Annotated in this window: 14 protein-coding genes; all 14 read right to left on the reverse strand. The window is 36.5% G+C overall.

Annotated features, from left to right (window positions below; genetic code table 11):
* Window positions 1-23: 23 nt before the first annotated feature.
* Genes SULBA_RS09245 through rfbA form a run of 14 tightly spaced genes read right to left on the reverse strand, consistent with a single transcriptional unit; the run spans window position 24 to window position 15,276 of the window.
* Entirely contained in the window at window positions 24-1,142 is a 1,119-nt protein-coding gene (locus SULBA_RS09245) for a glycosyltransferase family 4 protein (protein WP_014770027.1), read from the reverse strand.
* On the reverse strand, window positions 1,139-3,052 hold the full coding sequence (gene asnB, locus SULBA_RS09250; RefSeq protein ID WP_014770028.1) for an asparagine synthase (glutamine-hydrolyzing): 1,914 nt from the start codon (window positions 3,050-3,052) through the stop codon (window positions 1,139-1,141). Before asnB ends, SULBA_RS09245 begins: the two co-directional genes overlap by 4 nt.
* Window positions 3,040-4,173: a glycosyltransferase gene (locus SULBA_RS09255; protein ID WP_014770029.1), complete on the reverse strand. Its 1,134-nt coding sequence runs from the start codon at window positions 4,171-4,173 to the stop codon at window positions 3,040-3,042. Before SULBA_RS09255 ends, asnB begins: the two co-directional genes overlap by 13 nt.
* Window positions 4,166-5,284, reverse strand: a complete 1,119-nt coding sequence (locus SULBA_RS09260; RefSeq protein WP_014770030.1) for a glycosyltransferase — start codon at window positions 5,282-5,284, stop codon at window positions 4,166-4,168. Before SULBA_RS09260 ends, SULBA_RS09255 begins: the two co-directional genes overlap by 8 nt.
* Window positions 5,281-6,345 carry a glycosyltransferase family 4 protein gene (locus SULBA_RS09265; RefSeq protein WP_014770031.1) on the reverse strand — a complete coding sequence of 355 codons (1,065 nt, stop codon included), beginning with the start codon at window positions 6,343-6,345 and terminating at the stop codon, window positions 5,281-5,283. The genes SULBA_RS09260 and SULBA_RS09265 overlap by 4 nt, the downstream gene beginning before the upstream one ends.
* A gap of 3 nt (window positions 6,346-6,348) precedes the next feature.
* A complete protein-coding gene (locus tag SULBA_RS09270; protein WP_014770032.1) occupies window positions 6,349-7,080 on the reverse strand; it encodes a TylF/MycF/NovP-related O-methyltransferase in 732 nt (243 codons plus the stop codon).
* Window positions 7,077-7,751 (reverse strand): class I SAM-dependent methyltransferase, encoded by a 675-nt coding sequence (locus SULBA_RS09275; RefSeq protein WP_014770033.1) that lies wholly within the window; start codon window positions 7,749-7,751, stop codon window positions 7,077-7,079. Before SULBA_RS09275 ends, SULBA_RS09270 begins: the two co-directional genes overlap by 4 nt.
* A 33-nt stretch (window positions 7,752-7,784) precedes the next feature.
* Window positions 7,785-9,056, reverse strand: a complete 1,272-nt coding sequence (locus SULBA_RS09280) for a lipid II flippase MurJ (protein WP_172634077.1) — start codon at window positions 9,054-9,056, stop codon at window positions 7,785-7,787.
* A gap of 21 nt (window positions 9,057-9,077) precedes the next feature.
* On the reverse strand, window positions 9,078-10,139 hold the full coding sequence (locus SULBA_RS09285; protein WP_014770035.1) for an NAD-dependent epimerase: 1,062 nt from the start codon (window positions 10,137-10,139) through the stop codon (window positions 9,078-9,080).
* An 8-nt stretch (window positions 10,140-10,147) separates the two neighbouring features.
* Window positions 10,148-11,317, reverse strand: a complete 1,170-nt coding sequence (locus tag SULBA_RS09290) for a nucleotide sugar dehydrogenase (RefSeq protein WP_014770036.1) — start codon at window positions 11,315-11,317, stop codon at window positions 10,148-10,150.
* A complete protein-coding gene (gene tviB, locus SULBA_RS09295) occupies window positions 11,317-12,573 on the reverse strand; it encodes a Vi polysaccharide biosynthesis UDP-N-acetylglucosamine C-6 dehydrogenase TviB (protein ID WP_014770037.1) in 1,257 nt (418 codons plus the stop codon). Before tviB ends, SULBA_RS09290 begins: the two co-directional genes overlap by 1 nt.
* Window positions 12,574-12,584: 11 nt before the next feature.
* Window positions 12,585-13,400 carry a DNA ligase gene (locus SULBA_RS09300; RefSeq protein WP_014770038.1) on the reverse strand — a complete coding sequence of 272 codons (816 nt, stop codon included), beginning with the start codon at window positions 13,398-13,400 and terminating at the stop codon, window positions 12,585-12,587.
* Entirely contained in the window at window positions 13,400-14,416 is a 1,017-nt protein-coding gene (gene rfbB, locus SULBA_RS09305; protein ID WP_014770039.1) for a dTDP-glucose 4,6-dehydratase, read from the reverse strand. Before rfbB ends, SULBA_RS09300 begins: the two co-directional genes overlap by 1 nt.
* The gene (gene rfbA, locus SULBA_RS09310) at window positions 14,413-15,276 is read right to left on the reverse strand and encodes a glucose-1-phosphate thymidylyltransferase RfbA (RefSeq protein WP_014770040.1); all 864 of its coding nucleotides are present in this window, start codon (window positions 15,274-15,276) and stop codon (window positions 14,413-14,415) included. Before rfbA ends, rfbB begins: the two co-directional genes overlap by 4 nt.
* Window positions 15,277-15,278: the final 2 nt, after the last annotated feature.

The following is a 15,278-nucleotide window of genomic DNA, read 5'->3' on the forward strand; positions in this document are numbered from 1 at the left end:
TATCCTTTTATTTTACAACAGACTTAATTATAAAATAAAAGCTCTTTAATAGCCTTTAAATAGCACTTAATCACAATAACCTCATCATACTCTTTTTTTATTTTTTCGTGTCCCATTTTCCCCATATGGATTCTTTGTTCATTAGATAAAGAAGCCATTTGTGCCATTTTTTTCATCAAGTCGTCGCTATCATTGCGCTGACATAAAAACCCTGTGATGCCATCCTCAACAACGTCTTTACATCCAACAGCATCGGTAGTGATAATAGGCTTTGCCATAGCAGCGGCTTCCAATAAACTGCGAGGCGTTCCCTCACGATAACTAGGCAATACCACACAATCTGCTTTTCCAATGACCGCTTCAACGGAATCACTCGTCCCCAAATAGCGTAAAGGAACCCTAGCACACAAGGTTTCTATCTCTTCTTTAGAAATTGCTGTTTTGTTATGAACATCACACGCACCTAGCAACCAACACTCAATAGCGGAGTTTAAAAGATAAAGCTTTTGACTCGCCTCAATAAATTCATAAATACCTTTGTCTTTTAACATACGAGCGACCAATAAAAAAATAATTTTTTCATGCTGCTTATGTGCAAGCTGTGGATAAAAACGTTTCAAATCAACGCCACTTCCAGAGATAACCTCTGCACGTAAAGGATTGACAAGTTTTTCAGAACAAAACAGAGTGAAATCATCTTTATTTTGAAAAAAAACTTTACATGTAACGTGCAATGTGAACCGATACAGTAATTTCACAAGAGATGTAAGCAAAGAACGATGAATAAAAACCGTTCCAAGTCCTGAAATGTTATTAATACTTTTAGCTCCAACCAAAGATGCGACCCACGTACCATAAAGGTTGGGTTTAATCGTGTAATTTAAAACCACATCTGGCTTTAGTTTTCGAAATAACCGATACAAAAGCCACATGGTTTTCAAATCAGCAAAAGGGTTTATTCCTTTGGCGTCAAAAGGAATGGCATAAAAAGGAAACTCTTTTTCTATTTGTGGTGTATACAAAGCATCATAGGGTGCTACACACACCACCTTATAGCCCTCATTTTTTAGAGCACGTGCAAGATTGAGTCTAAAATTGTACATGTTCCATGCCGTGTTTAAAACGATTGCAACCGTTTTCACTGTGCATCCAACCATGCTTGAAACATCAAAATATCCCACAAATGGTACGCCCAATTTTGCTTACATGTAAGATGTTCATGCCACCGTTTTCGAACTAAAGGAACATTAAAAAATCCTTCCTCCCTCAAACGGCGCTCATCAAGTAACTCCTCTGCCCACTCTTTTAATTCATTACGTAACCAATGCTCTAAAGGAATACCAAAACCCATTTTAGGTCTATCGATTAATTTTTTTGGCACATAGTCATAGAGTAACTCTTTTAAAATATATTTTCCCTCCCCTTGATGAAACTTCATGCCAAAAGGTAAAGACCATGCAAATTCAACCACATTGTGATTTAAAAAAGGTACCCTCGTCTCCAAGGAAACAGCCATAGCCGCACGATCCACCTTAACTAAAATATCATCAGGCAAATAGCTTATTGCATCGTATGCCATCATTGTTTCAATACGTCCTAATGTATGAAAATGTGTTTGCTTCGAATTTAAGACTGTTTTTGGTTCTTGCACATTGAGAAGCATCTTCTCAGGAAATAATTCATGCGATACAAGCTTTAAATAGAGCTCTTCCATCGTTTTACATGTAAGAAGTTGTGTTCCCTTACGCATTTTATCTCCCAAATGTGCATACGATTTCAAGGAAACAGCATTTAGCAACTCAAGAGGCAAAACATCTAAACCTTTTGCAACAATTTTACGAGTAAACAAAGGCATTTTAATGATTTTATTCCAAAGATTATGCGTCATGGTATAGCGATTGTATCCACCAAAGAGCTCATCCGCTCCATCACCAGAAAGGGCAACACTGACTTTCGTTTTGGCTAACTGAGCAACCAAAAAGGTAGGGATTTGAGAAGAATCAGCAAAAGGTTCATCGTATAATGTTGTTAAGGTTGGTATTACATTAAGAGCATCCTTGCTAGACACATACAACTCTGTATGGTCTGTACCTAAATGCTCTGCAATGGCTTTAGCAAAAGGCGCTTCATTAAAGCGCTCCTCTTCAAATCCAATGGAAAACGTTTTAATCTTTTGCATAGATTGGGCTTGCATCAACGACACAACTATACTCGAATCCACACCTCCTGATAGAAAAGCGCCCAAAGGAACATCAGAAAGCATCTCAGAACCAATACTTTTTTTTAACACAAAGTCTAAACTCTCTTTGGCTTCTAAAAAACTCCCTTGAAAAGGTTTTTGTTTTGCAGTAGAAATGCTCTCTTGTAAAGACCAGTACGTTTTTTTAATTTCACCACCATCTTTAAAAATAGTTAAATAACAACCTTGTTCTAATTTATTTACATGCTCATAAATAGAATAAGGGGTTGGAATATAGTTGTGACGTAATAAAAGAGCGATAGCTCCTTTATTGAGTGTTGCATTGAAATTTGGATGAGGCTTGAGCCCTTTTAACTCTGAGGCGAAGAGAAAACACTTTCCACTCCACCCATAATAAAGTGGCTTTTCACCCATACGGTCTCGTGCTAAGGTAAGAGTTTGTGTATGCTTATCCCACAATGCCAAGGCAAACATTCCTTCTGTTTTTTGCAAGGTTTTCTCAATTCCCCATACCTCAAAACATTCCAAAAGTGTTTGGGTATCACTGTGCCCATTCCATTCAATGCTAACCTTTTGATTCAGCTCATCTCTCAATACAAGATGATTATAAATCTCTCCGTTAAAGACTAAAATATACCGATTTGAGCGAGAGTGCATGGGTTGATGCCCTGCCAAAGAGAGATCAAGAATCGAAAGCCTACGGTGCCCTAAACCAATTTGTGAATGTGCATCAAACCAAACCCCAGCATCATCAGGTCCTCGATGACGTAATTGAGATGCCATTGCCTGCAAGAGAACGTGTGCATCACTCTGTGTGAAATCTCCACCCCAAAAACCCACTATTCCGCACATGGCATTTTTCCCTCTAAAATATTACACCACTGTTTGGCAATGGACTCTATGGCAAAATCTTGGGCTCTTTTGAAAGCTTGAGAACAATAATGAGCATATAAGACCTCATCATCAATAAGACATTGCATCGCTTTTTGCATCGCTTGTGCATCATTGATAGGCACTAAAATCCCAAATTCTGCCACTTCAATATCCTTTGTCATCTGATACATGTAATCTGTTTGTGGTGCTAAAATCTCCCTAGGACCCGATAAACAATCCGTAGAAATCACAGGAAGTCCACACGATAAAGCTTCTAATAAGACATTAGGAAATCCCTCATATAAAGAACTAAACACAAAAGCATTAGCTTGCAATAACCATTGAGCAGGGTTTGCTTGATACCCTAAAAGTTTCACTTTATGCTTAAGGTTGAGTTTTTCTATCTGGTATTCCAGTTTGCTTCGTAACACACCCTCTCCAATAATCCACAACTGCGCATTAACATGCACCATTGCTTCAAGAAGACTGCAATGATTTTTCCCCTCATCCAAACGCCCTATTGTGATAAACGTAAAAGGAATCTTTTGTTTTTGAACGCTATCCGCTTGAAGCGTCGTGGGATTAACAATAGTCTTGACATTTTTTAAGCCAAAAGCATTGTGAAGTACCCATGCATTTCTTTTAGAGTTTACAATAATACACTCCGCTTTAGGATACAACCATCGCATCAATAAACGATTTACAAACCCTTTCAGACCGTATTGATGTTGCAATAAGGGCATGGCTCTTTCAGAAATAATCATCTTTACATGTAAGCCCATACATTGCGCTAAAACAGCACAATAATTAGGTCGATTTAAAAAAGAGAGGGAAATCTCAATACCCAATGATTGACACCTCTTTTTATAGTGCCATGCCAAAAAAGGTAAAGCCAAAAAGCGCCCTAAAAATTTTGCTCTCTGGTCTAAAATAATGATGCGAACATCAGGAGGAAGGGGATAGTTTATTGTATTATTAAATAGAATAAGCGTCACATCATAATGCAAAAGTAACTCTGGTATCAGTAAAGACACCACACGTTCTGCCCCTCCTGCTTCCAAGGAAGAGATAAAAAATGCTACTTTTAGCCTATCACGCATTATCAAGCACCTGCAATAAAACATTTTCTGTTCTCATAGCCATTTCAGAAAGACTAAAATAATTCTCAACTCTTTTTCTGCTCTCTTTTGCCATTTGCGCCCTCTCCATAGAAGCCATTTGTAGTATAGCATCATACAATGCCTCTTCATCATTAGGAGGAATTACGATACCCCATTCCCCTACAATCATTTTACTATCCCCAACATCGGTGACAATACATGGAACTTCACAACCCATCGCTTCAGCAATAACATTGGAAAATCCCTCACCAAATAAAGAGGTTGAACAACATATATCCAATCCCACATAATAATCTTCAATATTTTCCACAGCATCTAACCAAATAAAGCGTGCTTGATGGTCTTGACCTAAGATAGATTGGCATGCTTGTTTTATAGCTTCATCTCCACTTCCTATTGCAACAAAACAAAAACGCTCATTTTCCTCTAAGAGTTTTTTCGCAACTCTTACAAAAATTTCATGACCTTTCATTACATCAATGCGAGCAACTAAACCAACAATAATCTGCCCATGCCCAACCCCATATTGCTTTTTACATGTCACTGTTTTTAATGCATTGGGACAAAAACGTTGGGTATCAATACCATTGGGAATAACACATGATTGTTCCATCATAAAGCCCTCTTGCGTATGAAATCTTTGTGATGCATAGGAGTTTGTAATAATACAATTAACCCTTTTAGAGAGAATTTTTTGGAGAAAAAAGAGCCATTTTGCCATTAAGCCATACTGTTTAAAATCCATATTTGAAGCCCTAAAACCCCAGATAATTTTTGTATGCAAGGGTTTACATGTAAAAGAAAAAAGATTCATCTCTGGCAAAAAAGAATAAATCACATCTGGATGAATCGAAGCTAAATAAGCACGATACCTTATAAAAAAAGACAATACATCATACCGTCCTTTTTTTTCTAAATTGATATACGTAATAGCAGGGATTTTTTTGACTTCATCTTCTAAAATACCACCATACATTGTACAAACATAAATATCAAATTTTGTTTTATCTATCTGCTTAACAAGCTCTATAAATTGACGCTCCGCACCTCCTAAATTTAAAGAGCGAATGGATAAAACAAGCTTTATCATTTTGAATAAACTCTTTGAATAATTTCTTCCCATTGTTGAATGATAGACTCTATCGCATATTTCTTTGTTACTTTTAGAGCTTTTTGAGATACATCTTGACGCATAGAATCATTCTCCATAAGTACCTGCATCCACTCTGCTAGCTGCTCTATATTTTGATTTTCAACCAATATACCATTTACCCCATGCTCAATGATTTCAGCAGGCCCACAAGGACAATCAAAACTAATACAAGCGCAACCACAAGACATTGCTTCTAACAAAGCATTAGGAAAGCCTTCTTTTTCAGAGGATAAAACAAAGATAGAAGCCTTAGCATAATAATCAAAAATATTCTTTTGAATTCCTAGTAATTTAATATTTTGTATATTGGATTCGCTTATTTGCTTTTCCAACGCATCTCGCTCACATCCTTCTCCAACAATCCATAATTCCCAATCATCCTTAGAAGAGAGTAGTTTATATGCCATGATGAGTTTATCAAACCCCTTTTGTTTATCTAATCGTCCCACAGCTAAAATAATCTTTTCTTTTTGATGGCTCAAAGAATCAGAAGATACAACAATAGGATTATAAATAATCATAACATTTTTAACAAAACTATACTTTTTCGCATCTTCGTGTGTTTGAGTTATCAGATAATCACATAAGGGATACGTCAACTTTCTTATTAAATTAAGAGTCCATGAAGAATAAAAAACATAGGTGATTCTCTCAGAAATAATAATTTTACGTTTTGTCCATTTAGCAGCCAATAATGCGATGATGTTAGTATGTGTCATAAAACTAATGATTATATCTGGATCAAGGGTTTCTATCACTCTTGATAAAATAAAGAATCGCCTCAAACTGTTATAAAGTGTCTCAACAATAGTATGAGATGGTTTTAGCAAATCTAAACACATATGTTGAATCTTTTCATCGAGTGGATAAAAAGAGTCTGTATTAGAAAAAGTAGCAATGCTTACTTTATGTTTTAAACATAAAGTATTTGCAATATTCACCAGCACCCTTTCCGCACCTCCGTGAGATAAAGATGAGATAACAAACAGAATTTTCAATCGTTACTCTTTAATGATAAAAGCTTGACCTGTTGGTAAAAAAATGATATTTTCAGATTTTGTCTGCATCACTTCATCAAAAGCTTTTTTAGCTCCAGGGCAACTTTTAAAACCGTAATCATCACAGATTAAAAGGCCACCTTTCACCAACCGATCGTAAAAAAATTCTATGCTATCTTTCGTGGGTTGATACAAATCAACATCAACATGAACAAATTTGAAACGGGTCTCTTCATTTTCTTTAAATCTTATAGGAATCAATCCTTGCTTATACTCTATAGTTTTAAATTGCTTTAAACGAGTTTTTACAAAATCTATCCCTGCACTCAAATCACCTTTACTCCAGTATATTCCATCTTCTTGCGAAGGTTCACTGAGTCCTTCAAATGTATCGTATAAAAAGAGCTTTTCATTATTTTGCATAGCGTTCGCAATCAAATAAGCAGTAGCACCTTGGAAAACACCACATTCCGCATAATTTCCTGACAAATGAGTTACAATTTTAAGTAAATTCATGAGTGTAAATTTTCTATCATAACTGTGAAAATTATCTCCTACAAAATCTCTGTAATACGTTTGAAATTCCATATCTTCATAATAAATATTACCAAATTCTGATATTTTTATTTTTGGATAAATAACGTTAAATAACTTTTCTGCTAAATAATATCGACTCCACTCATCCTTTAAGAGTAACCCCTTAGAGAGTAACTTTATAAATGTTAATAATTTCATTTTTGACCTTCAAAATATAAATTCAAACCACTTTTCTTTACGTTCAACATGAAAAACAGATACTTCAAAATAGCTTCTACTTTTCCTTTCCAATTCAGTGTCTTCCATGAGATAAACATTTTTGGTTTTACATGTAAAGATAAAAATTTACGTTCTAATAGCTTTTTAAGACCTCTCTCATTGAAACTCTGCAAGTGTCCCCATCGATGAAATTTTTTACCACAATCTGGACAAACGACTATTTGTTCTAAAAGATTTTCACAATAAGGTACCGTTCCTATAAATCTGCCGTTTACTTTTAACACTCTGTAAACTTCACTGATCGTTGTATGCAAGACTTCATCGCTTAAATGTTCTAGCACTTCAGACATGACAACACCATCAAAAAAATCATTTTCAAAAGGAATAGATTGAGAATAGCCAACTTTAGCTTTTGAGTTTCCTACAAGTTGCTGAAGAACATTTATTGCTTTTTCATTAGGGTCTAGAGAATAAACATCTATTTTTTTTTCTAAAGCGATTCTCTCAAAGAAACATCCTCCAACGCCTATATTTAAAATTTTATCACAAGGGTTAAACTGTTTTACTAAAAAAGCCAGTCTACTTTTACTGCCTTCAAAACTATGAACACCTTCATTTTGAAAATAATCCCAAATCTTATTTTGATTCATCCTTAATCCTCTTTGATACTTTTCATCAAAAGATCAATTCTTTTTGATGATTATTGCACCCAAACAATAAATACTTGTAAAACAATAAACAAAAGTCGTTGAGTAAGCTAATAGCTCTAAACCTGAAATATGATTCATAAAAATTACGATAAAGAATAGCTTACAACAAAAAGCAAAAAAACCACTCCATGCAATTACCCAATAACGCCTCTGACTAATAATAGAATAGGAAAGAACAATACTCGATAAAAAAAAAGGGATTTGATAAGAAGATAGTTTTAAAAAAGAGGCAACTTTCATAACATCCATAAAAGTAAATGCACCCCGCTCAAAAATTATTTTTACTATATCCGTAGCATAAAGTGAGATAAAAACTGAGAGTATTATTCCAACCAAAAATAATCCAGAAGAAATTTTTAAAACTAACAACTTTAAGATATCCGTATTATGCACATGAATCTTCGAAAAAATAGGCAAAATGGACCGACCTATAACAATAGTCGCTAAACTTAAAAAAAGTCCTAATATTTTATCACTATAGCTTAAAATGGACAGGCTACCAGATGCCAATGTAGCAGCAAAGTATTGATCGATCAAAGTAATACCACTCATAAAAAATTGTCCAAGAAGGACAATTCCGCTTGCTGTAAAAAACAGCTTCCAGTAAGGTGATGTACAAGAGATTTGAGGTAAAAAGAGTTCCTTTTTAAAATACAAAAAAACCCCCAATACTGAAGCCTGTATAAAACTCCCAACTAAAATGCCATAAACTAAAGACATATACGTATCGAAACATCCTAACAATAAGATAACTCCCAAGGATGGGCACAATTCTAATAAGGTATTAATATGTTTTTGATTTGCCATTGTGATAACAGAGAATAAAGCAATTAAAAAACCCAAGGGTATGTAAAAAATTAAATACTTTAAAAATACTATTTGAAATAATGAGTGTTGAAAAACATTATAATGTATCAAAAAATGAAATGTAAAATAGATAACTATCAAAATAAAAATACTAAAAAGAATCGTTAAAGCAAAAACTTCTTTATAAAAGAGTTCTTTTTCACTGGTAGTTTCACGCGCTATTTTATGAATGATTGGAATTAAGACAGCAGTCATAATAGAAGTAAAAATGGTAATCGGCCACTGAACGATAGCAAAAACAAAAGAAAATGCATCAACAACAGGACCAACACCAAATTTGTAAGCTATAACTATTTCTTTAAATGCCCCAAAGATTTTTACCAAAAATATAAATAAGAATATGACAGAAGACGCTTTTAAAATATCTTTGATTTCCAATGAAAATTTCATTTCAATGGGCTATTTTAGAGACAAATGATAAAACTCCACATACCAATCCACAAATGTATCAATGCCCTCTTGAATCGGTGTTGCGGGCTTATATCCCAAATCCTCTACCAAATCGCTCACATCCGCAAAGGTCGCAGGGACATCGCCTGCTTGCAGTGGCAAAAAGTTTTTTTCTATTTTTTTTCCTAATTTTTTCTCAATCGCCTCAATAAAATCCATCAGTTTCACAGGATTGTTATTACCAATATTATAGACTTTATACGGGGCAGACGAAGTGGAAGCTCGTCCATCTTTTCCATTCCATAAGGCATCACTTTTTGCAGGATTGTCAATCACACGTATGACACCTTCAACAATATCATCAATATAGGTAAAATCACGCTGCATCTCTCCGTTATTAAACACATCAATACTTTTTCCCTCAAGTGCTGCTTTGGTAAATAAAAAAAGTGCCATATCAGGACGTCCCCATGGACCATACACCGTAAAGAAACGAAGTCCTGTTGTTGCTATGCCAAAAAGGTGACTATACGTGTGTGCCATCAGTTCATTTGATTTTTTACTGGCCGCATACAAGCTAATGGGATGATCAACATTATCGTCCGTTGAAAACGGTAATGTTTCATTGAGTCCATAGACCGATGAGCTACTGGCATAACTGAGATTTTTCACACCATAATGCCTACAACACTCCAAAATATTGATAAATCCAATAATATTGCTATCGATGTAGGCTTGAGGATTACTAAGACTATAACGAACCCCCGCTTGTGCGGCAAGATTACACACCGCATCAAATTTTTCAGAAGCAAAAAGCGTTTCAAGAGATGCTTTATCTTCAAGGTTAAGTTTAATAAAACGATAATTTACATGTAAAGAGGATGGTACTATTTTGTTATACTCAATTACATCTTGTGCAATTCCTGCTCTTTCTAACCTACCGTATTTGACACGTTGGTCATAGTAGTCATTGATGTTATCAAGTCCTATGACCTCATCACCTCGTTCCAACAATCTCTTGGCTAAATGACTACCAATAAATCCTGCCGTTCCTGTCACTAAAATCTTCATTTTATTCCTTAACTATCACTATTGAAAATATCACGGGTATAAACTTTCTTTTGAACATCTTCAAGTTCATGACTCATACGATTGGCAATAATCACATCGCACGTTGCCTTAAATTCATCCAAATTCTTTATTACAGCAGAGTGGTAAAAGCTCTCTTCTTTGATGCTTGGCTCATACACAACAACCTCAACACCCTTTGCTTTGATGCGTTTCATAATACCTTGAATGGCAGAACTTCTAAAGTTATCACTGCCCTCTTTCATCACCAAACGATAAATCCCCACACGAGTTGGATTTCTTTTCAAAATGGCATCGGCAATAAAATCTTTACGGGTTGAATTGGATTTGACAATCGCCTCAATCAAATTAGAAGGCACACTCGCATAATTGGCTAAAAGCTGTTTGGTATCTTTGGGTAGACAATACCCACCATAACCAAAACTGGGGTTATTGTAGTGAAGCCCAATACGAGGGTCTAAGCCCACACCTTCAATAATCTGCTTGGTATCTAAACCATGAATCGCAGCGTAAGAATCCAACTCGTTAAAATATGCCACACGCATTGCTAGATAGGTATTGGCAAAAAGTTTAATCGCTTCAGCTTCGGTGCTATCAGTAAAGAGTTTTGGAATATCCTTCTTAATCGCCCCCTCTTCAAGCAGTGAAGCAAAAAGCTGGGCTCGCTCACTCTTTTCACCGACAATAATACGACTCGGATGCAAATTATCAAACAAGGCTTTTCCCTCACGTAAAAATTCAGGGGAGAAGATGATGTTATCGGTGTTAAAACGCTCACGCAAGCTTTTAGTATAGCCTACGGGAATGGTTGATTTAATCACCATCGTTGATTGAGGATTACATGTAAGAATATCTTTAATAACACTTTCAATGGATTTGGTGTTAAAATAGTTACTCTCAGGATCATAATCTGTGGGTGTTGCAATGATGATAAACGAAGCATCCCTGTACGCCTCTTCTTTATCTAAAGTGCCTTTGAAATTTAACGCTTTTGTTTTTAAATATTCTTCGATTTCTTTATCCTCAATCGGAGAGATTTTAGCGTTAATCATCTCAATTTTTTCAGGCACAATATCAAGAGCTACAACCTCATGATGCTGTGCCAGTAAAATCCCATTTGAAAGTCCTACATACCCTGTTCCAACGATGGCTATTTTCACTATAATCTCCCATCAACAATAGATTTTGGTAAGCACGATTTTATATCATAAATCACTTGATGCGTTTGTTTTTGTAAATCAATCGCCATAAATTCTTGATGTGCTACTGCTAAAATAATCGCTCCATAGGCACTAAAATCGGGCAGAGAAGAAAGCAAATCTTTTTCATATTCATGTGCGACCTCTTTAGCATCTGCCCAAGGATCATACACATCAATCATGACACCAAACTCTTCTAATTCTTTAATCACATCAATCACACGAGAATTACGAATATCAGGACAATTTTCTTTGAAAGTAATCCCTAATACCAACGCTTTTGACCCCTCAATTGTGTGCCCTTTTTTGATCATCAGCTTGATAATTTGACTAGCAACATAGGTTCCCATATTATCATTCAAACGTCTTCCTGCTAAAATAATCTCTGAGTTATAGCCAACCTCTTGCGCTTTATGGGTTAAGTAATAAGGATCAACCCCAATGCAATGTCCCCCAACAAGACCAGGACGAAATGGCAAAAAGTTCCATTTGGTACCAGCAGCTTCTAAAACCTCTTGGGTATCAATACCTAAACGATTAAATATGATAGAAAGTTCATTGACAAAAGCAATATTAATATCACGCTGTGAATTTTCAATGACTTTTGCAGCTTCTGCTACCTTAATGGATGATGCTTTATGCGTTCCAGCACTAATAATACTGCGATACAATGCATCTACTTTTTCTGCTATTTGAGGTGTTGAACCAGAAGTGACTTTCAAGATTTTTGTCACCGTATGTGTTTTATCTCCAGGATTAATACGCTCAGGAGAATACCCACAGAAAAAATCTTTGTTAAATTTAAGATTTGAAAATTTTTCCAAAACGGGAACACACTCTTCTTCTGTTGCGCCAGGATAAACGGTACTTTCATAAATCACAATATCATCTTTTTTTAAAACCTTACCAAGCGTTTCACTGGCTTTGATCAAAGGCGTTAAATCAGGACGTTTATGCTTATCAATTGGAGTAGGTACCGTGACAATAAAAATATTACACGATTTTAAACTCTCAACACGTGTTGTAAATTCTATTCCAGATGCAATAGATGCTTTAACATCAACTTCTAAGAGCTCCAAAGTTCTATCATAGCCTCTTTTTAGCTCATCAATACGTATTTGAAAAATATCAAATCCAACAACAGAGTATTTTTTAGAGAACTCAACAGCCAAAGGAAGTCCCACATAACCTAGCCCAATAATTGCAATTTTATCCATATCTATACCTTTTATAATTCTTCTTTCATGCGCAAAAATACTGGAAAACGAGGTTTTCCATTTTTCGTTAATTCTTTATATTTATAAGTGATTTTTGTTCCAATGGCAGGTGGATTGTGCCTTTGTTCATCACTAAAACCAGAACCGATTTTAAACATTGCTCCTTCATCGTTTTTACATGTAAGCGCACCTAAAACGCTTTTGTATTTACCCTCACCTTTGTGGTGAGCAAGCACAGTACATTCTGCATCGTGAAAGGTTTTAACTTTCAGCGAATACGCATCTCTTCCCTCAGCATACAAGCCATCAGGATGGCGAATCACCACGCCCTCACCTCCTGCTTTTTCAACTTCGCTCAAAAAGCGTTTAAGATCATTTGCATCTTTACATGTAAACTGCGGAGCAATTTTTAAATAATCCACATAATCTGATTTTAAATAATAATCTAACTTTGATAAGCGCTTGGTTAACCCTCCCACTTCTTTGGGAACATCAAAGGCATAAAAAGCAAGTTCCCTCCATCCTTCATGTGCCTCTTTTTGCATCACAATGGACTGAATATGCTCAAAATCACCCCGCTTACTCCACAACTCTCCATCCACCGCAAAATAAGGAAAGCCTTTGGTAAACCATGAAGGTGTGGCAAAGAGGGTTCCACCTCTTGAGAGGAGCTTCTCACCATCCCAGTAAGCTCTCACCCCATCCATCTTTTCACTCATCAGCCACCCTGAGATAGTTTGGTCTTTGTAGCTCTCAAGCAGTAAAAGGGAAGGCTTATCTGCCCACAGCAAACATAAAAACGTCAAGCAAAGCCAAAAAAATTTCATTATGCCTCGTATTTTCTCAAATACCACTCAATCGTTTTGACGATACCACTCTCAAAATTCTCCTCAGCGACCCAGCCCAACTTCGTCTCAATTTTTGTCGCATCAATGGCGTAACGTCTATCGTGCCCTGCTCTATCTTCTACAAAACTGATTTGCTCTTTATAGAAAGTTGCTTTGGGTTTTAAGGTATCTAAGATTTCACAGATTTTATGAGCGATGTAGAGGTTGTCCCGCTCGTTACGCCCTCCAATATTATAGGTCTCTCCTGAAGTGCCCTCATGAAAAACGAGGTCTATCCCTTTGCAGTGGTCTAATACATAGAGCCAATCACGAATGTTTTTACCATCCCCGTAAATGGGAATGTTTTGATTGGAAAGTGCTTTTCGTATGATGGTAGGAATCAGTTTTTCATCGTGTTGTTTAGGCCCGTAATTGTTCGAACAGTTTGTAATCACCGTATTCATTCCATAGGTGTGATGATAGGCACGTACTATCATATCGGAGCTGGCTTTACTCGCCGAATAGGGAGAATTAGGCGCATAAGGTGTACTCTCTGTAAACAAACCCATCTCTCCCAATGTGCCATAAACCTCATCGGTGGAGATATGATGAAACCTGCACGTTTCAAACCCCTCTTTTAAAACAAAAGGCTTTTGCATCCACGCTTTGTACGCCACGTCAAGAAGTGTAAAGGTGCCATTGACATTAGTTTCCACAAAAACACCTGGATTTTTAATGGAATTGTCCACATGTGACTCTGCTGCAAAGTGAATCACCCCTTGAATAGTGTATTGCTCAAACAAAGACTCCACAAGGTCTCTATCACGAATGTCTCCTTGCACAAAGGTATGACGAGGATGGTTTTGCACTTCGCTAAGATTTTCCATAGTGCCTGCATAGGTTAAAAGGTCTAAATTAATAAGATGATACTCTGGATGCTCCGCCAAAAAGTAGGGAACAAAATTGGAGCCAATGAAACCTGCACAGCCTGTTACTAAAATTGTTTTTTGATTCATTTGACCAAATCCTTGAGGTATTCACCATACCCGTTTTTGCTCAGAGGCTTGGCAATTTCTAAGACACGCTCTTTATCAATCCAGCCATAATTATAAGCAATCTCTTCCAAACAGGCGATTTTGTAGCCTTGGCGTTTCTCAATGGTTTGCACAAACATTCCCGCCTCTATCAAACTATCATGTGTTCCTGTATCTAGCCACGCAAACCCACGTCCGAGCACTTCTACATGTAAATCCCCACGCTTCAAGTACGCCTCATTCACACTGGTGATTTCAAGTTCACCTCGCTCACTGGGTTTGACATTTTTAGCGATTTCAATCACATCGTTATCGTAAAAATAAAGCCCCGTCACCGCAAAATTTGATTTTGGATTTTTTGGTTTTTCTTCGATGCTGATGGCTTTTTGATGCTCATCAAATTCCACCACACCAAAACGTTGTGGGTCTTTCACCTGATAGCCAAAGACCACCGCTCCTTTTTCAAGTTTGGCTGAGCTTTGAAGCAAAGGGGTAAAGCCTTGTCCGTAGAAGATATTATCGCCCAGAATGAGACACACGCTATCATTACCTATAAATGCTTCACCCAAAAGAAACGCTTGTGCAAGTCCATCGGGGCTGGGTTGAATTTTATAGACAAGCTCTATGCCCCATTGGCTTCCATCGCCCAGAAGCTCCTCAAATTTTCCAATATCACTCGGTGTAGAGATAATGAGTATCTCACGAATCCCCGCTAACATCAAAACCGAGAGCGGATAATAAATCATCGGCTTATCATAGATAGGTAAAAGCTGTTTAGAAATAGACTTTGTCACAGGATAAAGCCTCGTTCCACTGCCTCCTGCTAAGATAATCCCTTTCATGG

The organism is Sulfurospirillum barnesii SES-3 (assembly GCF_000265295.1).
Classification (GTDB): domain Bacteria; phylum Campylobacterota; class Campylobacteria; order Campylobacterales; family Sulfurospirillaceae; genus Sulfurospirillum; species Sulfurospirillum barnesii.

Excerpts from the sequence above, each read along its gene's own strand:
- SULBA_RS09275 (WP_014770033.1), bottom strand. The coding sequence starts at position 7,751 with ATGAATCAAAATAAGATTTGGGATTATTTTCAAAATGAAGGTGTTCAT.
- rfbB (WP_014770039.1), bottom strand. The coding sequence starts at position 14,416 with ATGAATCAAAAAACAATTTTAGTAACAGGCTGTGCAGGTTTCATTGGC.
- rfbA (WP_014770040.1), bottom strand. The coding sequence starts at position 15,276 with ATGAAAGGGATTATCTTAGCAGGAGGCAGTGGAACGAGGCTTTATCCT.
- SULBA_RS09285 (WP_014770035.1), bottom strand. The coding sequence starts at position 10,139 with ATGAAGATTTTAGTGACAGGAACGGCAGGATTTATTGGTAGTCATTTA.
- SULBA_RS09270 (WP_014770032.1), bottom strand. The coding sequence starts at position 7,080 with ATGAAATTATTAACATTTATAAAGTTACTCTCTAAGGGGTTACTCTTA.
- tviB (WP_014770037.1), bottom strand. The coding sequence starts at position 12,573 with ATGGATAAAATTGCAATTATTGGGCTAGGTTATGTGGGACTTCCTTTG.
- SULBA_RS09300 (WP_014770038.1), bottom strand. The coding sequence starts at position 13,400 with ATGAAATTTTTTTGGCTTTGCTTGACGTTTTTATGTTTGCTGTGGGCA.
- asnB (WP_014770028.1), bottom strand. The coding sequence starts at position 3,052 with ATGTGCGGAATAGTGGGTTTTTGGGGTGGAGATTTCACACAGAGTGAT.
- SULBA_RS09260 (WP_014770030.1), bottom strand. The coding sequence starts at position 5,284 with ATGATAAAGCTTGTTTTATCCATTCGCTCTTTAAATTTAGGAGGTGCG.
- SULBA_RS09255 (WP_014770029.1), bottom strand. The coding sequence starts at position 4,173 with ATGCGTGATAGGCTAAAAGTAGCATTTTTTATCTCTTCCTTGGAAGCA.